Genomic DNA, 19,292 nt, shown 5'->3' with positions numbered 1-19,292 from the left:
GACACGATCTCCGACCGTGAAGATAACAATCATGGCAAGCCTGCTGGCCGGAGCCTTGATCGCGGTGATTGTGGTGATCGTCACCCCGATCCTGGGCCGGTCCTCCGACGGGTCCGACCCGCCCCGCTCCGGGGCCGGTGACGACGGCCGGACCACCGAGGTCGACCTGGAGCGACGTATCGCCGACTTCACCACCGGGAAGGTCGTGGAGGCCCGCTACCTGCCGCCGGACCGCGCCCAGCGCGACACCCTCGCCGAGGGGGTGGCGCTGTACGTGGACGGCAAGCACGAGGAGGCCGAACGCAGACTCGCGGAGGTCGACTTCGGCGTACGGATCCTGCGCGACATCGAGGCCACGGCCGACCGGCCCGGCCGCCGGTACGCGGAGATCGCGGACCGGGCCTCCGAGAACATGCGCGGCTGGGGGCGGGTGTACGTGGCGCTCGACGACCCGGTCCGCTTCTCCGTACAGGTGCCGCACCCTGTCGCGGACGCGTACAGCGACCGCCTCGGCGTCGGCATACTGCGCGGGGCGCCCGGCGGCGTGCTGGTGATCGCCGGGACGCACCGCAAGGCGGGGGAGGGCCGGGCCGCCGACGTGGCGCACCGCCGCGACACGGTCTTCCACGCCGTCTGCGCCGAGCTGGTCGCCCGCCGGATGCCCGGGATCCAGGTGCACGGATTCGCCGACAGCAGCGTCCCGGAGCATGACCTGGTCGTCTCCACGGGCGCGGGCGAGGTGGCCCGCCCGCAGGCCGTCACCCTGGCGCGCGCCCTGGTCGACGACGGCTTCCGGGTCTGCCGCGCCTGGTCGGCGAAGTGCCCGCTCGCGGGCCGTACGAACAAGCAGGGCGTCCTCGCGGCCGAGGAGGACGTACCGTTCCTTCACATCGAGGCCAGCCGCACGGTCCGCACGGACCCGGACCGCCTGCGCGGCGCCGTCGACGCCATGACGGCGGCGGTACGGGAGTGGCGGTAGGCGGTCCGGTTCGGGAGTGGCGGTAGGCGGTCCCGGTCCAGTACGCGGCCACCTGGGGCCCACCGTGCGGACCGGGCCGGGCACGCGTGCCTGACCTCGGGGCAAGGTCAACTCGGGGCGCGGGAGAATTGGCAGACCAATCGCGGTCTTCTGCTGCCGGAGTACGGTGCGATCCCCCATAGTGAGGCGACATGAGGTGTGAACGGTGCGGGAGTGGCCACGAAGTCTGGCTGCCGGGCATGCAATGCCCCGTATGCGGCGCGGGCACCGAGGAGATGCGGGGCGAAGAGGGCGGGCCGCGGGCGCCGGACGGGCCGGGTGCGCCCCAAGTGCCGCGCGGACCGGGGGAGTTCCGTACATACGGGACCCCTGCGGCGGACGAGGACCTCTGGGTGTCCAGAACGATGATGCCGGGGAGCTCCCCGGACGACGACGGACCGCTCCGCCCCTTCTCCCCGCCCGGCTCTTCCCGCTCCCCCCGTTCTTCTCGCTCCTCCCGTTCCTCCGGTTCCTCCGCGTCCAACTCCGCCTCCACCGACGGCTCCCCGGCCTCGCGTAAGCGCCTGCTGACCACCGTCGCGGTGGTGGCCCTCGGCTGCCTGGGTGTGACGGTCGCCGTGGTCGCGGGCACGGGCGGCGGTGACGGAGGCGGTGCCACCGGCGCCGGACAGCCGTCGCGGATCGGCTCCCCGGAACTGCCGGGGCTGGGCGGGGAGGTCACCCCGAGCACGATCCCCGGCAACGCCGGCGGAGGCGGCGGCGACGGCGCGGCGGAGGGCGGCGCGGGTCAGGGCGGCGCGGGTCAGGCGGGCGGCGTGGCACCCGGCCCCGGAGCCTCCGCGACCACGGACCCGCCCGCCGCCGCCCCGCCCCCGGGGGACGGACCCGGCGCGGGGGAGTGGGCGGGCCCCGGCTGCACGACGGGCAAGTACCGCGAGCACGGCCGCTTCGAGAACGGCAAGGCCGCCTGGTACACCGTCCACTCCGGTGGCTACAAGGGCAGTTCGTGCGACGGGCGGTTCTCCGCCGTACCGATGTCGGGCAGCCCGAAGGTGGACGGGGGCTCCTCCGCCGTCTGGTCCTGGAAGCTCGACGCGTCGTACGAGAAGTGCGCCCTCGCCGTCTACGTACCGGACAGCGGGCGCGACGCCGACGCCGCGGGTGATCCCACCGTCTACCAGGTGCTCGCCGATCCGGCGGACAGCGCCTCCGGCTTCGCGACCTTCGGGGTACGCCAGGTCGCGCACCGCGGCAGCCTGGTCCAGGTGGGCAGTTACCCGGTCAAGGGGAAGACGTTCGCCGTACGGCTGGTCGACCGGGGCCAGGACTGGGGCAGCGAGGAGCGGGTCGGAGCGCACCACGCGGCCGCCCAGATGCGGGTCAAGTGCGCGTAGGTTGCGCATAGGTACGTAGGTTGCGCGTAGGTACGGGGACGGGCGACGGGCCGGGCCTGGTGTCGGCCGGCCCGTCGTCGGCCCGCGACGCGTCGGCCCGTTGTGCGTCGACCCGCGAGTAACTCCTGCCCCCACGTTCTTAATTGACTTTATGTCAAAACAGCGGCCCCGTACTCATGCGCCTTGTTTCCCGCGAGTCACTTGTGGAAAGGTGCACCTACTCGTGCATGGTCAATGGCCGCCCTCGCTCCGCCGCTCGAATTCCGGGCCGCCGACCGCGCAGGTTCGCAGCGCCAATACCGGACAGGTATGTACCAATCGAGGGTCTGCTTTCTCAGGCCGGAACTTCTGCGTGTGACATTGCGCCTTGGAAGGAAGTATCTCTGTGCACACCCCTCACCCCCCGCGCCCGGCCTATCCGCCCCGTTCCGCCCGTCCGGCTCCCGGTTCCGGCGCGTTTCTCGGCCCCGGGGAGTCCCCCGCCCCCGCCCCCGACGAGCCTTCCGGCCCGGGTGAGTACGGTCGTCCCGGTGAGTACGGCGGCTCCGGTGAGTACGGCGGCCCCGGTGAATACTCCGGCCCCGCCGAGTCCGTAGGCCCCGGGGAATCCGACGCGCGCCTGCTCACCGCCGTGCGGGCGAGGGCGGGCACCGGGGACACGTACCCCGTGGCGCTGCTGATGGCGCGGCACTGGGAGGCGGTCCACGACTACGCGGCCGTCTGTCTCGCCTCCCCGGAGAAGAGCGCGTCGGTGGTCGCCGCCGCGACCTTCCACCAAGTGCTCGAAGCCCTCCGCCGGGTCGAGCCCTCCGCCGCGATCAGGCCCCAACTCCTCGTGACCGTACGGGAGATGGTCGGGGTGTGGTCGTCCGTGGAGCCCATCACGGACCTGCTGCCCGAACTGCGCAGACCGGCGGTGCGGCGCGGGGCGCGGGTGGCGAAGTCGAGGGACACCGACCACCGGAAGCTCGCCCTCCGCTCTTTTCGGGCGATGTCGGGAACCGCGCAGTGCCTGCTCTGGCACACCGAGGTGGAGGCCGAACCCATATCCGTGCCGGCGGCATTGCTGGCGCTCGACACCGATACCGCGCATATCGAACTGGAACAGGCGCGCGAGGAATTCCGGCGAGGATGTCTCCGGGCGCACATCGAAATCGCCCCGAAGTCGGAATGCCGGTATTACAACCGTCTGCTCGACGTGCCGATTCGCCGTGGCGGTTCCCTCCTTCCCGACGTACGGGACCATCTCGCCGAGTGCGCGCACTGCCGGGACGCCGCCGACCAACTGGCCCATTTCAACGGCAAGCTGGGCGTCCTGCTCGCGGAGGCCGTACTGGGCTGGGGCGCCCGCCGCTATCTCGACCTGCGGGCCGGTGCCCGGGCGCCGGAATCCGGGGCCCGGAGCACCGCGCGGCCGGCGGGCCGCCACTCGGCGCCCGGGCGGCAGCGGCTCCTGCCGGCGTTCACCGTGCTGGACCGGGTGTCGTCCCTGGCGCCGGTGCCCTCGCGCGTGTTCTTCGCCGGCCTGGGGGCCGGCTCGGCGGTCCTGCTGGCGACCGTCCTGACGGTCAGCCTGTGGCCCGCGCGGCACGCCTCCGACGACTACGGCTCCGCCGCGTCCAGCAGCGCCTCCGCCCCGTACCCCTCGCCCTCCGGCTCCACCGGGGCCAACGGAGGCGGGGTCCCGCCCGACCCCTCCGGCATGGCCACGGGCCCGCAGGACCTCCGGCTGCGCAACGCCGCCACCGACCTGTGCCTCGACATCCGGGACGCGCGGCTCAAGCGGGGCGCCGAGGTGACGACGGCGGCCTGCTCCTCGGCCGCCACCCAGCGCTGGTCGTACGAGGACGACGGCCTCCTGCGCAGCGCGGCCAAGCCCGAGCTGTGCCTCAACTCCCGTGGCGTCGACGGCATCGCCGTCCTCGGCCGCTGCGCCGTCCGCCCGGCGCGCGGCGCGGACGTACGGTACGACCTGACGGTGCAGGGCACCCTGATCCCCCGCTGGCAGGACAACCTGGCGGTGACCCCGGCGTCCGGGGACCGGGGCGCCGATGTGGTGGTCCGCCCCCGCGACGGCTCCCCGGAGCAGCGCTGGCTGACCGACCGCGTCACGACGGCCGCGGGCTCCCGCCCCATCACCGGCGGTACACCCCAGCCCTCCCCGCCCTCTCCATCCTCTCCGGCCTCCTCGACGCGACCCGTCACGGACCCGCCCGAGTCGGCCCCGCGGCCCAACCAGCACGACCCGCTCCAGGACGTCGGGGAGAGCGCGCGGCGCGCCCTCGTCCGGTAGCGGGAGGGGGGAAGGGCGAGTGGCCCTAAGGCAACTCCACCCGAGACGCGCTCAGTTGACGGCTGAGCCACCCGGCGGCCAGGGCGAGCAGGCCGGGATCCACCGGTTCGCGCAGGAGGCGGCGGTAGGAGCGCAGGGTGTGGTGTCCGGGGTCGGGGCGCAGGACATGGGTGAGGCCGGGGGCGCGGTGGATCTCCGCCCCGCCCGGCACCGGCCGGCGGATCACGTCCAGGTCGGCGGGGTCGACCTGGATGTCCTTCTCCCCGGTGACGGCCAGGACGGGGCGTGGACGGCGGCGCACTGGTCGACGCCGACGCCCGTACCGCCATGACCAAGGACGACCACCGGCAGGCGGTCACCGTCTTCACCGGGGCCCTGCTCGCCGACTTCGACCGCTACCTCTCCCACGAGGAGTCGGACCCCGTTCGCGACGGTGTCCTCTACCGGCAGGGCGCGGTGTGTCTGACCGGCGACGAATTCACCGCACTCGTCGAGGAACTCGAAGCCGTCGTCGCCCGCCACACCCGCACCGCCCCCGGCGGCGGACGCACCCGCCACACCGTCAGCCTCACCCTCGTCCCCGACACACCGCCCGCACCACCCGGCCCGAGCCGGCGCTGAGGGACCCGTACGAGCCGGCACCGAGGGACCGTACGAGCCGGCTTCCGCCCTCCGCCCTCCGCCCTCCGCGCGGGTGACGCGTGCGGGATTCAGCGCGTCGCACCGGGGACCGGGGCCATGTGGTCGGTGAACCAGTCACGGGCCAGCTCGGTGACCTTCTCCAGGGCGCCGGGTTCCTCGAAGAGGTGGGTCGCGCCGGGGACGACCGCGAGCCGGCTCGGGCAGCGCAGCCGGGCCTGCGCGGCGCGGTTGAGGCCGAGCACCAGCTCGTCGTGGCCCCCGACGATCAGCATCGTGGGTGCCGTCACGGCCGGCAGCCGTGGCCCGGCCAGGTCGGGCCTGCCTCCCCTGGAGACGACCGCGGCGATCCGCGCCCCGGGTTCGGCCGCCGCCCACAGCGCGGCGGCGGCACCGGTGCTCGCGCCGAAGTAGCCGACAGGCAGCCCCCGGGTCTCCGGCCGGCCGCCCAGCCAGCGGGTCGTGTCCGCCAGCCGCCGGGCCAGCAGACCGGTGTCGAACACGTTGGCCCTGTCCGCGCCTTCCTCCTCGGTGAGCAGGTCGAACAGGAGAGTGCCGAGCCCGGCCCGGTTCAGCCCGAGCGCGACGAACTGGTTGCGCGGGCTGTGCCGGCTGCTGCCGCTGCCGTGCGCGAACAGCACGACCCCGACGGCGTCCTCGGGCACCGTCAGCCGGCCGTGCAGCACGGTCGTCGCGCCGGCCCGCACCTCCACCTCCGGGTCCTCCGGCACGGAGTGGTGCGGCCCGGTCCGGCGGGTGCCCCGCGTACGGGCCGCGGCTTCTTCCAGGCAGGCGACGACTTCGTCGTCGCCGGTCTGGGCGAAGTCGGCGTAGAACTGCCCGATCGCGTGGAAGCCCCACGGGGCGTGCGGGCTCACCAGCTCGTCGGCGTCACCGCCGAGCCGTGCGGTCCAGTCGTGCGGTGCCACCGGGACGGCGAGCACGATCCGCGCCGCTCCCCCCGCACGGGCGATCCGGCAGGCCGCACGCGCCGTCGATCCCGTGGCCACCCCGTCGTCGACCACCAGCACCGTGCGGCCCTCCGTACCGACCGGTTCCCGCTCTCCCCGGTAGCGCCGGGCGCGGCTCTCCAGCACCTCCCGCTCCTGGTCCTCGACCCGGGCCAGCTCGGCCTGGGTGACCCGCGCCGCGCGCACCACGTCGTCGTTGATCACCCGTACGCCGCCCTCGCCGATCGCTCCCATGCCCAGCTCCGGCTGGAACGGCACACCCAGCTTGCGCACCAGGCAGACGTCCAGCGGCGCGCCCAGCGCCCTCGCGACCTCCGCGGCGACCGGCACCCCTCCCCGGGGCAGCCCCAGCACCACCACGTCGGTCCCTTTCAGATGCCCGAGCCGGGCGGCGAGCTGCCGGCCGGCGTCACGACGATCCCTGAAGAACACGACACGACCTCCTCCTCACTCCCAGTACACCCTTGGGCCCACGGTTTCGCGCGCCGAAGGGCCTGGCCGGGACGTTCCCGGAGGCAGCGGTGCCGACCGATGCGCCCGCCCGACGTGCGGGCCGGGCGCATCGGTTCCTACGCTGGGACATGTGGTCCGGCCCAACGAAGAGGTCGAGGCGCTCCTTCAGGAGTACGCGGATCTCATCGCCATCACCGGAGGCGAGGCGTTCAAGGCGCGCGCCTACGAGAAGGCCGCCCGCGCGATCGGCGGCCATCCCACCGATGTCTCCCACCTCGACGTCGCGGCTCTGAAGGAGATCCCGGGTGTGGGTACGTCGATCGCGGAGAAGGTCGTCGAGTACCTCCGCACCGGCAAGGTCACGGTGGTCGAGGAGAGACGGGCCAGGATTCCCGCGGGGGTACGGCAACTCGTCGCCATTCCCACCCTCGGTCCCAAGAGGGCGATGACACTCCACGAGGTTCTGCACATCTCCTCGGTGGACGAGCTGGCCGACGCCATCGAGGCGGAGAAGCTGCGCGACCTGAAAGGCTTCGGGGAGAAGACCGAGGAGAACATCCTGCACGGCATCGCGCTCCTGCGGCAGGCGGGAGAGCGGATCCTGTCGAGCACGGCCCTGGAATCCGCCGAGGACATCGTCACGGAACTCTCCCGGGTCACCGGCTGCGAGAAGTGCGCGTACGCCGGTTCGCTGCGCCGCGGGAAGGAGACCGTCGGCGACATCGACGTCCTGGTCGCCGCCGGCCGGTCGGCCCCCTTCATGGACGCCCTCACCGAACTGCCGTCCACCGCCGAGGTCATCGCCCACGGCGCGAAGAAGACCTCGATCCGTACCGGCGAAGGCGTCCAGGTCGACCTGCGCGTGGTGCGACCGGACGCGTGGGGCGCCGGCCTGCAGTACTTCACCGGCTCCAAGGCGCACAACATCCGCACCCGCACGATCGCCGTCCGCCTGGGGCTGAAGCTCTCCGAGTACGGCCTGTTCGAAACCGAGGGCGGAAAGCGGGTCGCCTCCCGCTCCGAGGAGGAGGTGTACGCCAGGCTCGGCCTGCCGTGGATCCCGCCCACGCTGCGCGAGGACCGCGGGGAGATCGAGGCGGGGCTGCGCGGCGAGCTGCCCGAGGTGGTGACCGAACAGGACATCCGCGGCGACCTGCACACCCACACCGACCTCACCGACGGCCTCGCCACGCTGGAGGAGATGGTGGCGGCGGCCGCCGGGCGCGGATACGCGTACTACGCGATCACCGACCACGCGCCGGACCTGTCCATGCAGCGCATGACCGACGAGAAGATCCTCGCCCAGCGCGAGAGCGTGCGCGCACTGGACGGCAGGCACCACCGGATGCGGCTGCTGCACGGCACCGAGCTCAACATCGGCCCCGGCGGGGAGGTCGACTGGCCCGACGAGTTCCTCCGGGGCTTCGACCTCTGCGTGGCCTCGGTGCACTCCCACTTCAACGCCGGCCGCGAGGCGATGACCCGGCGCCTCGTCCGGGCCTGCGAGAACCCCCACGTCAACGTCATCGGCCACCCCACCACCCGCCTGATCGGCAGGCGGCCGGGCATCGACGCCGACTGGGACGAGGTGTTCGCCGCCTGCGCCCGCACCGGCACCGCCCTGGAGATCAACGCCCAGCCCGACCGCCTCGACCTGGGCGACGAGGACATCCTCCGCGCCAGGAGCCACGGGGCGAAGTTCAGCATCGCCACCGACGCGCACTCGATCCCCCAACTCGCCTGCCTGCGCTACGGAACCGGCACGGCGCAACGCGGATGGTGCACCCCGGACGAAGTGATCAACACCTGGCCACTGCGGCGGCTGCGCCGGTTCCTGCGCAAGGGCGGGGCGGACTGAGGCAAAGGTCTTCCCGCCGGCCGGCGACCACCCAGCCCGGCGCCTCCGAAAACAACCCGCCCACCCCGCCGACACCGCCGAAGAACCGCACGGCCATCATCGCTTCCGCGGCTGCAGTAGCCGCCGCGGTCATCGCTGCCGCTGTCACCGCCGGCGTCACCAGCAGCAGCGAAGTCGAAGCCGGCCCGGCGCCGACAGCCACGGTCACGGTCACCGAAGAGGCGGCACCCGAAGCCGACACCGCAGAAGCGGAAGAGGCAGCGCCATCGAACGTCGAGGCGGACTTCGAAGTTGGCGACAGGGCCGGCAGCCAGGGAGTCATCGTGACGATCTCCAAGGTGATGGAGAGCGATCCGGCACCCGCCCTTGTCGACCTCACGTGAACCGGCCACCTACTGTGTCCTCTACGGCTGCTTCGCCCGCTGGGAAGCCGGCGGCATCTTCCGGCTCGCCTGCGGGCCGCGCGGGCGGGCCGTCTGCCTGATGACACGGCCGGCTGGTCATGACGGAAAGCTACGGAGCCGTCCCCTCCGGCCCGGATCGCCGGTCAACGGCACAGAGTGAGTTCCACCGTGTCCGCGCTGGCCCCGCCGCCGCAGTTCGGCGCGCCTGCCGTGAAGTACGCGCGCCCGCCCAAGACCGCCGCTCCGAAACCGTGTCGACCACCCGGCAGATCCGCGACAGCGTCCCACCGGCGCGCCTGCGGGTCGTACACGGTGACGTCACCGAACGTCTCGTTGCCACCGCCCGGACGGCACTCGCCTCCCGCGTACACCAGGCGACCGTCCAGCACCACGGCCGCCCCGGCCGAACGGGCGACCGGCAGCGGAGCGGCCCGCGTCCAGCACGCGCGCCGCACGTCGTACACGTCATGGCGACTCAGGTTGTTCGCCGTGTCTTCTACTCGGCCGCCGACCAGGTGGACCCGGCCGTCCAGTACCGCCGCTCCGGCGTGGTCCCGTGGCTCGCCCGGCAGTGACTGTGCCTGCGTGTAAGTGCGGCGGGCCGGGTCGAATACGTAGTGGGTGCGGACGGTCCCAAAGCCGAAGGAAATCGGCGATCCCTCGGGCGTCCCGACCCGCCGGGAGTCCCGGCCGCCCAGTAGGTGCACCCGTCCACCGACCGCCGCCACCGCAACGGAGCCCAGCGCCGTCGGCATGTCCGGCAGTCGTTCCCACCGATCGCGGCGCGGATCGTACACATAGGCATCAGGCTGCGGATGCATGTGCACGGCCGTGACGAACCCGCCGAACGCGTACAACTGCCCTCCCGATACTGCCACCCCGACGTGGGTCAACGGCCTCGGTAGCGGCGTGTGCTCCGCCCACTGGTCCTGGCGCGGGTCGTAGCTGTGGATCGCGGTGGTCGCCCACATCGGGGACTCGTCCTTGGTCTGTGTCGTCCCACCCACGACGTACATCCGGCCGTCGAGCGCGGCCACCGCCACCTCCGCGCGCTTGACCGGCAGCGGCGACCGCGCACGCCAGCGTGCCCGCACCGTGGACGATGCCTCGGTCCGCGCCTGGGGCGTTTCGGATGGAACGGCCGCGGACGCGCCTGCGGGCCAACGCAGCGAGGACGCTCCGGCTGCCACCACACCACCAGTCACCAGGGCCTTGAGTACTCCCCGCCGCGCCCTGTCGAATCCCGCTCCCCGCTCCGACACGGATCTCATTTCGGCTCCCACTTCAGCTTGTTCACTCCCACGGCCGTGACTGGCGGCCCTTGCCGGTTGGTGCGACGAAGTTGCCGCCCCCTGCCCCGCGCTTCGCCCCGGCACCTGCCCGGTACGGAACAGGTGGGGCCCCACGTCGGCACCATCGGGGGACGGGCCATGCCCGGGGCCTCCGCGAACCATGCTCCGATTCCATCGCCCCGCGCGGATCCTGTCCAAGACCTCTCATAGCGGACCGATACCCGGCGGGTATCGTGGGCGAATGGATCTACGGCTGCTGGGCTACTTCCTCGCTGTCGCTGAGGAGCTGAACTTCGGCCGCGCCGCCGCCCGCCTCCACATTCGCCGCCGCCGCTGAGCCGAGCGATCAAGAAACTGGAAGCGGAGTTGAGTACCGCCCTGTTCGTGCGGACCCCGGCGGGTGTCACCCTTACCCCAGCGGGCAGCGTCCTTCGCGAAGAGGCCCACATTCTCCTGGAGTACGCCGATCACGCCCGTGCCCGGATCGCGGCCCTGTCCGGCCCGGCCGTCCTGACCCTCGGGCTGCTGAGCGACGGCGACACCAGCGTCATCCACCGCGTCATGGAAGGGTTCCGCCACCACCACCCCGAGGCCGAGGTACGCGTCCGCGAGGCCGATCTAACCGATCCCACCTGTGGCCTCGCCGCTGGACGGGTCGATGTCGCCCTGACCCGCGGCCCGTTCCACGAGACGGGCATGCGGGTCACCCACCTCACCACGGACTCCGTCGCCGCTCTGCTGCGCGCCGGTGATCCTTTGGCCGGGCGCCCCCACCTCAGCCTCGCGGATTTGGAGGAACGCGAGTGGTTTCGCTTCCCCGAGTCCACCGACGCCCAGTGGCGTTCCTACTGGAGCGGTGGCAAGCCCCGCTCCGGCCCCGTTGTACGAGCGGTCACCGAATGCCGCCAGGCCGTCCTGTGGAACGGAACCGTCGGCATGACCCCCTTGGACCACGAACCGAACGAGGGACTGGCCATGGTGCCTCTCCTCGACATGCCGCCCAGCCCCCGGGTGATCGCCTGTGCCCGGACGGAGACCAGCCCTTACGTTCGCTCAGTCTTCGCCCTGACCGTGGCCGCCTTCCGTGACCGACAGGCGCGTCGTAACTGACGACCTCGTGCCGGCTGCACGACGCCCGGCACGGCTGCGCCACGACCCTCACCGCTGCCGGGGTGGCCCCGCGCGTCGTGATGGAGATCCTCGGCCACAGTCAGATCGGCATCACCAGGGGCGTCTACACACACGTCGTCCAGGACACTCAGCGTGAGGCGATCAGCCACATGGACCGGCTACTCACGAGGCGCCCCGGTCGCCAGTGATCGCCCGTGTTGATGTCGGAAGTGGATGTCAAAGGCCCACCCTGAACGTTCAGGGTGGGCCTTTTGCCTGGTGCCCTCGGCAGGATTCGAACCTGCGACACCCGCTTTAGGAGAGCGGTGCTCTATCCCCTGAGCTACGAAGGCCGGGGCTTGTGGAAAACCTTGTCGAAAACCCGGCGAGCGGATCTTCGGCTCGATTGAACAAGCCCGCAGGTCAGGCGGTCTGTGCAAAGTCTGTCCAGTGGCTGGACAGGAGACCTCGCGGTGGTGCCGTCTGACCCAGCACAGCGTACCGGATGCCATCCTCAAGGATGGAGCAAGTGCCCGGCGACTGCCGGGTGACTGCCGAAAGGTGCGGGTGACGTGCTCCGTTTCGGGTTCGGTCAGGGCGGGACGCGGCAGCCGGGAGTCACGCGACGACGCGGTGGCGATCACGCGGGCGCCTGCCGGCGCCGCAAGCTGCACGGCGAACCCACCGACCCCGCCTGCGCCGCCGGTGATCAGCGCGGTGCCGTCCTTGCCGACGTGGAGGCGGCGGGCCACCGCTTGGTAGGCGGTTGGCCCGGCCGAGGGAACGGCAGCCGCCTCCGCTGGTTCCAGCCCGTCGGGGACGCGGCGAGGAGTGAGGCATCGGCCAAGGTGTAATCGGCGAAACCGCCGTGTGCGCGGATGTCGCCGGGGTGGGCGACGCGCTGCCCCACGATCGACCAGTGGGCGCCGGTCGATCCGCTGGACGTGTGCGGGAGGCTGTCGCGGAACTCGATGTAGCGGGGCACCTTGAAGCGGGCTCGCCCAGACTCCCCCACCGCAGGCTCATGTCATGTGCGGCTCAGGAGGGGGTACTCAGTCGCGCGTGTCGAGTTCCTGGGCCAGTTCCGCGCAGCGCACTCGGGCAGGGGAGAAGTCGTGGGGCAGCTTGGTGACCGCGTCAAACGCGCTCATGCCACCATCCTTGGCATCCGGCTCCGGTGTGTTTTCGGCGTCCTCGGGGTGAGCGGCGTCCAGGGCGTCGAGGAGGGCTGCTTCCTCCTCCGCGATCCCTGACTCTTCGATCAGCGCCAGCAGGGTCTTCTCGAAGGCGTGGCGCTGGGCGGCCGTCTCGGCGACGCGCGGGTCGTCGACGGCGACGGTGTCGTCGAGTGCTTCCTCGGCGGTGTCCACGCGGTCGGACTCGGCCCGAAGTTCGGGACGGGTGGCCAGCGCGATGAACCGGGATGCCTGCACGGCCGCGCCGAGAGGGCCGAAGATCCGCTCGGTGACGAGCAGGGTGTCCAGGTCCGCCTGGCGCAGCGAGCCCTCGGGAAGATCCTTCAGGCGGCCGGTGACTGCCTCGGAGAGCAGGCCCATCCGGCTGCCCTCGGCGCGCATCCGCTGCACGCGGGCCCGCTGGCGGGCAAGCTCCGCCTCCTGGGCGGCGAGGGCCTCCTCCAGCCGGGCCAGGGTGGCCTCTACGCCGTCCCCTTCACTCTCGCCGGCCCCGGCCACGGCAACGGTGGTGTTGGTGAAGGCGTCACGGATGTCGTCCAGGGCGATTCCCGCGTCGGCCATCTTCCGGATCCACAGCAGCCGGACCACGTCCTGCAAGCCGTAGCGGCGGCGGTCGTCGCCGCCCCGTCCGGGCTCGGGGATCAGGCCCATGTCGTGGTAGTGCCGGATCGCCCGCGGTGTCGTGCCCACGAGGGCCGCCACGTCACCGATCTTGGCCTGACGCGATACGAAGAAGGACATGGGCATCAGTGAAGGACCTTTCACCAACAAACGAGGACAGCTCCACCTGACCACATGACGCTACGGCAGGTGCAAACCCGCACCTGCCTCTGCACGTCGAGCCGCCCGAACAGCATCGGCCGAGCCTCCGCGTGGTGCTCAGTTCTCCGCGCTGCCGGCGCCCGGCTCAGGCGGCGTCGGCGGAGTGACGGGCAGGTTCGTCCGGCTCAGGGAGGCGACGATGCGGTCGACCGTGCGGCCGAGTTCCTCGCGGCCGTCATCGCCGAGGCCGTCGAAGATCAGCTGCCGGACCGCGGCGACATGACCGGGGGCCGCCTTGCGCACGTGCTCACGGTCCCGGCTCGGAGGTGGCGTGAGCCCGACAGCCCCTCGAAGCCGGAGCTCGGGAGATCGGGATCGCCTTTCACAGCGGATGGTGAACGAGTCTGTACCGTGCGTGATTTGAGGCTCGTGGAGTGTGCGTATGAGGGCTCGCACTGTGGCCGCGCAATGCACGATCCACCTGCGGCATGAAACCGATCGCAGACCGCACGAGAAGCACTCGTCGTTGATCCAGTACTCCTATGTCCTGAGCTCCCGCGATGTCGAGCGCCCCGAGCACGGCAAGGCCACGGTGCTCATGACGTGCGACTTCTGTGGGCACCGCGCCGGCTTCTCCGTCTTCAGCGTCACCTGCACGCGCCGGCTGAGAGCGTTGTGGTTCGGGCTGCTGCTCCTGTTGTCAGGGCTTTCCGCGGTGCCGTTCTTCTGGCTCGCGGAAGTGTTCGGACTCTTCCGGAACTACTTCCTCGCCCTGCCGCAGTGGCTGAGCGTGGGACTCGCCGTGGCCGGGGTGCTGGCCACGCGGGTGGTCTTCTTCCGTCACTTCTACTGGGCCGACGAATTCGGGGTCAGGGCACTGCACCGGTGGCGATACAGCGGCTCTCACGAGCTCTCCGATGAGCAGTGAGGGGCGTTCGTCGCCAGGTGCGTGGGACGGGACGCCATCCCCGTGTTGAGAAACAACCCACGCTGAGTAACGGCTCAGGCGAGTTCCTGCGCTTGCTGCGGGGGAGGGCTCCACCGACGTCACCACAGCGCGCCGCACCGGCGCCGCCGTACGGCGCGACGGTATGCGGGTCCGCGGTGAACGGGCGTTCTCCGCCGGACCTGTCCCGGGCGTGCCAGTCAGCCGGGGCGGGGCCTGCGGCACGCCGGAGGGCCCGGCGGCCGGCGCGGTCGGCTCCCTCCCCGCCGTGTTTCCGCGTGCCCATGGACCTCCATCCATCACTATGGGAGGAAACATCCGATTCATCCGGAGGTTCTGCATGCACCGTGATGGCTTTCCCGCCCCGGAATCCGGGCTCCTCCTCACCCACTTCCTGACGGTGGCCGACGTGGCCCGCTCTCGCGCCTTCTACGCCGACGTTCTCGGCGGTGAGGTGGTACTCGAAGAAAACCCCTGCACCGTGAAACTCGCCAACGGATGGATCATCATGAACCCGGGCGGCGGCCCCACCCCGGACAAGCCGGACGTCACCCTGCGCCCGCCCACCGACCCGAGCACGGTCAGCGCCTTTCTCAACCTCCGCGTCGCCGACATCGAGGCATGCCACCGGGAGTGGAGCGCGAAGGGTGCCGAATTCCTGACGCCACCCATCGATCGCAAGGCCGAGGTGCGGTGCTACCTGCGTGACCCGGACGGCTATCTCATCGAAGTCGGACAGGCCACCGGCATGCTGCACGGTACCTACGCCGACCCGCCCGCCGGTACGAGTTAGATACTCGGCCGGGCTGGCCACCTGTTTCTCGTCGGCCGGCAGGGACGTGGACCGAGTGTGCTCGTCCGGCCGGTCACGATGGCAACCCCAAACCATCAGCTGCCCCGGAACGCGCCTGGGAGGGGGCGGCGATCGACGTCAGCCACGCCGGGTATCGAGCAGTTCGGAGCCGTTTCCACCCGTTACGACGAGCGCGGAGCCTGGGGCATGCCGCAGCAGCCCGCCCCAGGTGCCGCCGGCCGCCCACAGCCCGTGCCGTTCATGGACGGTCCGCCACGACCCGAAGCGCTTTGGCAGCTCACGCAACTGCACCCTTCCTCGTCACTCCGGCACGGCCAAGCCCCTCGATCGGCCCGAAGCCCGCGCGGTCACACGTTCAGTGACAGCAAACCGGATGTCAGCTCGCCTCTCCGCCCCCTTCGTGGTGTTCCTTGACGAAGGCCAGGGCCGCTTCGGCGACCTCCTGCCAGCCGCTGTCGAATACGAGGGAGTGGCCGCGGTTGGGGATCTCGTGGATGACAGTCGGTGCGGGATTGCGTTTCTGCTTCCTGTAGGAGGCGTTGGCGATCGCGGACGGTGCGATGTGGTCCTTCTCTCCGCTGATCAGGAGCATCGGGCCGCGCTGCGGGGTCCGTGTGTCGACCTTGATCTCGGTGAACGGGTTGACGTTCGCGGTGGCGGCCTGGAACAGCGGGATCCCGGAGCCGGCCACTGGATACGTCTCGTACAGGCGCTTGGCCTCGCTCTCGCTCACCGCGTTCGCGAACGAGTAGCGGAACTGGTCGTAGGTCAACGCCACGGCCCGCCGGTAGTTGGCCGGGTTGCCGATGACCGGGAGCGCGGACCTGAGTGCGGACAGCGGGAGCGGGAGCACCCCGCGAAACGGAGCGGAGTCCATCGGCACCGAGACCGTGGCCAGGCCCCGTCCGGCCAGCTGCTGGGTGATGAGGCCGCCGAAGGAGTGGCCGAGGACGGCCGGGCGCCGGCTGAGCGCGCCGATGGCCTCGGCCATGTGGTCGGTGACCTGCTTGACGCTCTTGCCGGCGAACACCCGCGGGTTCGCCCGGGCTTGGGCGACGGTCTCCGGGTCGTCCGGCCAGCCCGGGGCGAGGGTGGCGTAGCCGTTCTCTTCGAAGAACGAGCGCCATGGCTCCCAACTGGAGGCCAGCATCCACAGCCCGTGCACGAACACGACCGGCTTGAGGCCCGACGCGTTCGCTCGGGTGATCTCGTCCTTTTCACGGGAGGTAAGACTCATCGGCGTGCCGCCTTTCGATTCCAGGTGTCTCTCGGACGCGATGACGGTGCCGAGTGGACAGGACCGGGGTTCCTGCCGCCCCTCATCCTGACCCGCCCTCGGGGGCGGGAGCGATGTCCGGAGCGACACGAGTTTCCCGGCCGGATTGTTCCGGGGGACAACGGTGGCGCCGCGTGGAGGCCGAACTCCCGTCAGTTCGTGACCGGGTGACACCTAGGATTGGTTCATGGAACATCCCGTGCCTGACCCTGTTGGCGCGCAGGTCGCACTGCTGGGCGCTCGGATGCTGGAGCGGGCCGGTGAACTGGCCGACGAGATGGTCGAGCGGATCCGAGCGGCCGTGCCGGTCTACCGGAGCGACGCGGTCATCACGGCCGCGGAACTGCGCCGCACCTGCCTGGAGAACATCGACTTCGTCTTCGGGCCGATGGGACACGTCCCGGCACGTACCTCGCCGGAGTCCCGGGACAACGGACGGCGCCGCGCAACGGCCGGGGTACCGCTGACCTCGGTGATGGAGGCCTACCGCGTCAGCGCCCGGCTCCTGTGGGAACGCCTGGCCGAACACACCGCCACCGATGAGGTCGCGCCCGAGGCCGCCCTGCGCGCCGCCTCGGAGATGTGGCTCGTGCTCGACATCTTCACCCAGGAAATGGCCGACGGTTACCGCGAGGAGATCACCTCCCAGACCCTCACCCGCGAAGCCGAACGCTCGGCCGTGATGGAGGCACTGCTCGAAGGCCGCCTGGACGAGACCCACGTCTACGAGGCCGCTGACATCCTGCGCCTTCCGGCACAGGGGCCTTACGTCGTCATCGCCGCCCAGGTGCCCGAGGTGGCACGCCATGCGCTCCCGCGCGTCCAGGACGCGCTCCACGCCCTCGGCGTGGCCTCCGCGTGGCGACTGCTGCACGACGCCGAAGTCGGCATCGCACGGCTACCCACTGCCCGCCCCTGCGTCAAGGACCTCGCCGACGCATTGGAGAACGCCGCCAAGGGCAGCGTCGGGATCAGCCCGCCCTACCACGACCTGCGCACATCCGCAGATGCCCTGAAACTGGCCAGGATCGCGCTGCGCGGCGCACACGACGGGCAGCGGGTCACTGTCTTCGACCGGGACCCGCTGGCCATCGCCGCGGCCGGCGCCCCGCAGATCATGCGCACCGTAGCCCGAACCATCCTCGGCCCACTCGACCAGGCTCCCGAACATGACCGCGCACTGCTGCTCGGCACCTTCGGCGCCTGGCTCGACGCCGGCGGGTCCGCCGACCGCGCCGCCACCGCCCTGTTCTGCCACCCGAACACCGTCCGGCACCGCCTGCGCCGACTCCAGGACCGGACGGGCCGGACACTGTCCCACCCCCGCGACCTGGCCGAGCTGACCCTCGCCTTCGAGATCGACCGCAGGATCCCGGACCCCGCACCGTGAACGCTCACACGACAGGCCCCCCCGCCGGCCCGGTTGGCCGGCCGCGAGGCCCCCGGGCCTTGGCGGACCGGCCCGGGGATCTCGGATGGTGGCTCGAAGGCCCCCGGCCGAAGGCGAGGTGCCGTCGCGCTCCGGGGACTACTTCTGTGCGGCGGCATTCGGACAGGGTGGCCAATTCGGTGAGAGAGGGTCGGCCCCGGCCGCGCAGAGGCTCCGCTCGCAGGCAAGGCGCCACTGGGGACCTGCAGGCGTGGTGCTGTCCCGTGCGAGAGTCCGGCCGCCGTGCCTGTCCTGCTCGGCCCCGGTCACCATGCGCAGGGCAGCTCCACGTCGATCACGGTCGGGCCCCCGACGGGGCTGGTCAGGGTGACGGTTCCGTCGAGGGCGGCGACCCGGCGCCGTATACCCACCAGTCCGGAGCCGTTCTTCTCGTCGGCGCCGCCCCGGCCCTCGTCGCGGACCATGACCACCAGTCCGGTGAGGGTGCCGGCGAGCCATACCTCGGCCCGGACGGCCCCGCTGTACTTGGCCGCGTTCGTCAGTGCCTCGGCCACGACGAAGTACGCGGCCGCCTCGATCGCCGCTGGGGCGCGAGCGCCGCTCCGCGCTCCGTCCTCCAGGCCCTCCACCCGCACCGTGACGTCGAGTGCGCTGCCGGCGGCGAGTGCGCGTACGGCTCCGGTGAGGCCGCGGTCGGTGAGGATCGGGGGGTGGATGCCGCGTACGACGTGCCGGAGTTCGGTCAGCGCCTCGTCGGCCTGGTCCTGCGCGTCGTTCAGGAGCTTGCGGGCGGCCACCGGGTCGCCGTCGTACATCCGTTTCGCGAGGCCGATCCGCAGGGACAGGGAGACGAGCCGGGCCTGGGTGCCGTCGTGCAGGTCCCGTTCGATACGGCGTAGTTCGGCGCCGTGCGCGGCGATCGCACCCGATCTGGTCTCGGTCAGCTCGTCGACGCGCTCGGCGAGGCGGGCCCGCGGCGAGGGCTTGAGCAGCGCTGTCGACCAGGCGGCGTCGAGGTCCGCGACACGGCTGATCAGCGGCAGGACGACTGCCTCCCGGCGCAGCAGCACGCACCGTACGCCGTCGACAGGCAGACCCGCCACCCACAGCGGCACCGCCAGCACGGCCAGCAGGCCGTAGGCGTAGTAGGCCGCCATCCACCGCAGATCGGTGTGCGTACCGGGATCGCCCACCGCCGTGCGCAGCCGCGTCCGGAGCGGGCCCGTCAGGGACGGATAGGCCTCAGGGATCTCTCTCCCCGTCCATCCCTCGACCTGGCGTCGCTTGGCTCCCGCCAGCCGGCGCAGCAGCAGGACCGCCTCCGGCAGCAGCCCGGCACCGACCAGCATCATCGTGCCGGCGGCCACGGCCAGGAGCACCGTGACGAACAGGTAGGAGAAGAAGCCGAGGGCTGCGGCTCCCGCCAACTGCGCCGTGGCCTGCGCTGCCTGCCTCACTGTTCTTCGCATGCCGACCAAGCTAAATCCCCACTCCCCCGGGCGCGGGAGAGCGGGC

Annotated in this window: 18 protein-coding genes, 1 tRNA gene and 2 pseudogenes; 11 read left to right on the top strand and 10 right to left on the bottom strand. The window is 71.5% G+C overall.

Annotation, left to right across the window (positions count from 1 at the left end; translation table 11 throughout):
• Window positions 1-31: 31 nt before the first annotated feature.
• The 3 genes from ACFXKG_RS00985 (at window position 32) to ACFXKG_RS00975 (ending at window position 4,666) form a co-directional block, all read left to right on the top strand.
• On the top strand, window positions 32-979 hold the full coding sequence (locus ACFXKG_RS00985) for a hypothetical protein (RefSeq protein WP_384830239.1): 948 nt from the start codon (window positions 32-34) through the stop codon (window positions 977-979).
• A gap of 392 nt (window positions 980-1,371) precedes the next feature.
• Window positions 1,372-2,373, top strand: coding sequence for an adhesin (locus tag ACFXKG_RS00980; protein ID WP_384830236.1), 1,002 nt, complete (start codon window positions 1,372-1,374; stop codon window positions 2,371-2,373).
• 385 nt (window positions 2,374-2,758) lie between these two features.
• Window positions 2,759-4,666: an RICIN domain-containing protein gene (locus ACFXKG_RS00975; protein WP_384830233.1), complete on the top strand. Its 1,908-nt coding sequence runs from the start codon at window positions 2,759-2,761 to the stop codon at window positions 4,664-4,666.
• A 25-nt stretch (window positions 4,667-4,691) separates the two neighbouring features.
• Here ACFXKG_RS00975 and ACFXKG_RS00970 read toward each other — a convergent pair whose 3' ends face one another.
• The gene (locus ACFXKG_RS00970; RefSeq protein ID WP_384830230.1) at window positions 4,692-4,967 is read right to left on the bottom strand and encodes a hypothetical protein; all 276 of its coding nucleotides are present in this window, start codon (window positions 4,965-4,967) and stop codon (window positions 4,692-4,694) included.
• Here ACFXKG_RS00970 and ACFXKG_RS00965 point away from each other — a divergent pair.
• Window positions 4,952-5,287: a hypothetical protein gene (locus tag ACFXKG_RS00965; RefSeq protein ID WP_384830227.1), complete on the top strand. Its 336-nt coding sequence runs from the start codon at window positions 4,952-4,954 to the stop codon at window positions 5,285-5,287. The two genes, ACFXKG_RS00970 and ACFXKG_RS00965, sit on opposite strands and share 16 nt — an antisense overlap.
• Before the next feature lie 89 nt (window positions 5,288-5,376).
• On the opposite strand, the gene ACFXKG_RS00960 is transcribed toward ACFXKG_RS00965, so the two are convergent.
• Window positions 5,377-6,708, bottom strand: a complete 1,332-nt coding sequence (locus tag ACFXKG_RS00960) for a phosphoribosyltransferase family protein (protein WP_384830225.1) — start codon at window positions 6,706-6,708, stop codon at window positions 5,377-5,379.
• Window positions 6,709-6,859: 151 nt separating this feature from the next.
• On the opposite strand from ACFXKG_RS00960, the gene polX reads away from it, so the two are divergent.
• Window positions 6,860-8,587: a DNA polymerase/3'-5' exonuclease PolX gene (gene polX, locus ACFXKG_RS00955; protein WP_384830222.1), complete on the top strand. Its 1,728-nt coding sequence runs from the start codon at window positions 6,860-6,862 to the stop codon at window positions 8,585-8,587.
• Window positions 8,506-8,970 carry a hypothetical protein gene (locus tag ACFXKG_RS00950; protein WP_384830219.1) on the top strand — a complete coding sequence of 155 codons (465 nt, stop codon included), beginning with the start codon at window positions 8,506-8,508 and terminating at the stop codon, window positions 8,968-8,970. Before polX ends, ACFXKG_RS00950 begins: the two co-directional genes overlap by 82 nt.
• 164 nt (window positions 8,971-9,134) lie before the next feature.
• Here the strand turns inward: ACFXKG_RS00950 and ACFXKG_RS00945 are convergent, their stop codons facing one another.
• Window positions 9,135-10,262 carry a Kelch repeat-containing protein gene (locus tag ACFXKG_RS00945; protein ID WP_384830216.1) on the bottom strand — a complete coding sequence of 376 codons (1,128 nt, stop codon included), beginning with the start codon at window positions 10,260-10,262 and terminating at the stop codon, window positions 9,135-9,137.
• Window positions 10,263-10,524: 262 nt separating this feature from the next.
• Here ACFXKG_RS00945 and ACFXKG_RS00940 point away from each other — a divergent pair.
• Window positions 10,525-11,393, top strand: a pseudogene (locus ACFXKG_RS00940) (LysR substrate-binding domain-containing protein).
• An 11-nt stretch (window positions 11,394-11,404) separates the two neighbouring features.
• Window positions 11,405-11,602, top strand: a pseudogene (locus tag ACFXKG_RS00935) (tyrosine-type recombinase/integrase); the annotation flags it as partial.
• Window positions 11,603-11,670: 68 nt separating this feature from the next.
• Here the strand turns inward: ACFXKG_RS00935 and ACFXKG_RS00930 are convergent.
• From ACFXKG_RS00930 to ACFXKG_RS00915, 4 genes are all read right to left on the bottom strand, one after another.
• A tRNA-Arg gene (locus ACFXKG_RS00930) sits at window positions 11,671-11,746 on the bottom strand.
• Window positions 11,747-12,102: 356 nt separating this feature from the next.
• Window positions 12,103-12,408, bottom strand: coding sequence for a hypothetical protein (locus ACFXKG_RS00925; protein WP_384830213.1), 306 nt, complete (start codon window positions 12,406-12,408; stop codon window positions 12,103-12,105).
• A gap of 37 nt (window positions 12,409-12,445) precedes the next feature.
• On the bottom strand, window positions 12,446-13,336 hold the full coding sequence (locus ACFXKG_RS00920) for a MerR family transcriptional regulator (protein WP_384830210.1): 891 nt from the start codon (window positions 13,334-13,336) through the stop codon (window positions 12,446-12,448).
• 132 nt (window positions 13,337-13,468) lie between these two features.
• The gene (locus ACFXKG_RS00915; RefSeq protein ID WP_384830207.1) at window positions 13,469-13,654 is read right to left on the bottom strand and encodes a hypothetical protein; all 186 of its coding nucleotides are present in this window, start codon (window positions 13,652-13,654) and stop codon (window positions 13,469-13,471) included.
• Window positions 13,655-13,793: 139 nt separating this feature from the next.
• Between ACFXKG_RS00915 and ACFXKG_RS00910 the strand changes: the two genes are divergently transcribed.
• Together ACFXKG_RS00910 and ACFXKG_RS00905 are read left to right on the top strand one after the other, a co-directional pair.
• Window positions 13,794-14,279 carry a hypothetical protein gene (locus ACFXKG_RS00910; protein WP_384830204.1) on the top strand — a complete coding sequence of 162 codons (486 nt, stop codon included), beginning with the start codon at window positions 13,794-13,796 and terminating at the stop codon, window positions 14,277-14,279.
• Window positions 14,280-14,637: 358 nt separating this feature from the next.
• The gene (locus ACFXKG_RS00905) at window positions 14,638-15,090 is read left to right on the top strand and encodes a VOC family protein (protein WP_384830202.1); all 453 of its coding nucleotides are present in this window, start codon (window positions 14,638-14,640) and stop codon (window positions 15,088-15,090) included.
• A gap of 138 nt (window positions 15,091-15,228) precedes the next feature.
• Here the strand turns inward: ACFXKG_RS00905 and ACFXKG_RS00900 are convergent, their stop codons facing one another.
• Both ACFXKG_RS00900 and ACFXKG_RS00895 read right to left on the bottom strand, forming a co-directional pair.
• Window positions 15,229-15,396, bottom strand: a complete 168-nt coding sequence (locus ACFXKG_RS00900) for a hypothetical protein (protein ID WP_384830199.1) — start codon at window positions 15,394-15,396, stop codon at window positions 15,229-15,231.
• A 91-nt stretch (window positions 15,397-15,487) separates the two neighbouring features.
• The gene (locus ACFXKG_RS00895; protein WP_384830196.1) at window positions 15,488-16,348 is read right to left on the bottom strand and encodes an alpha/beta hydrolase; all 861 of its coding nucleotides are present in this window, start codon (window positions 16,346-16,348) and stop codon (window positions 15,488-15,490) included.
• Between the two features lie 238 nt (window positions 16,349-16,586).
• Here ACFXKG_RS00895 and ACFXKG_RS00890 point away from each other — a divergent pair, with 238 nt between their 5' ends.
• Window positions 16,587-17,777 carry a PucR family transcriptional regulator gene (locus tag ACFXKG_RS00890; RefSeq protein WP_384830193.1) on the top strand — a complete coding sequence of 397 codons (1,191 nt, stop codon included), beginning with the start codon at window positions 16,587-16,589 and terminating at the stop codon, window positions 17,775-17,777.
• 305 nt (window positions 17,778-18,082) lie between these two features.
• Here ACFXKG_RS00890 and ACFXKG_RS00885 read toward each other — a convergent pair whose 3' ends face one another.
• Window positions 18,083-19,246: a histidine kinase gene (locus tag ACFXKG_RS00885; protein ID WP_384830190.1), complete on the bottom strand. Its 1,164-nt coding sequence runs from the start codon at window positions 19,244-19,246 to the stop codon at window positions 18,083-18,085.
• Window positions 19,247-19,292: the final 46 nt, after the last annotated feature.

Origin of the sequence: Streptomyces sp. NPDC059255 (assembly GCF_042752355.1) — a bacterium.
In the GTDB taxonomy this organism is placed as follows: domain Bacteria; phylum Actinomycetota; class Actinomycetes; order Streptomycetales; family Streptomycetaceae; genus Streptomyces.
The sequence above is the reverse complement of the archived record's forward strand: the minus strand, read 5'-3'. Positions and strand labels throughout refer to the sequence as shown.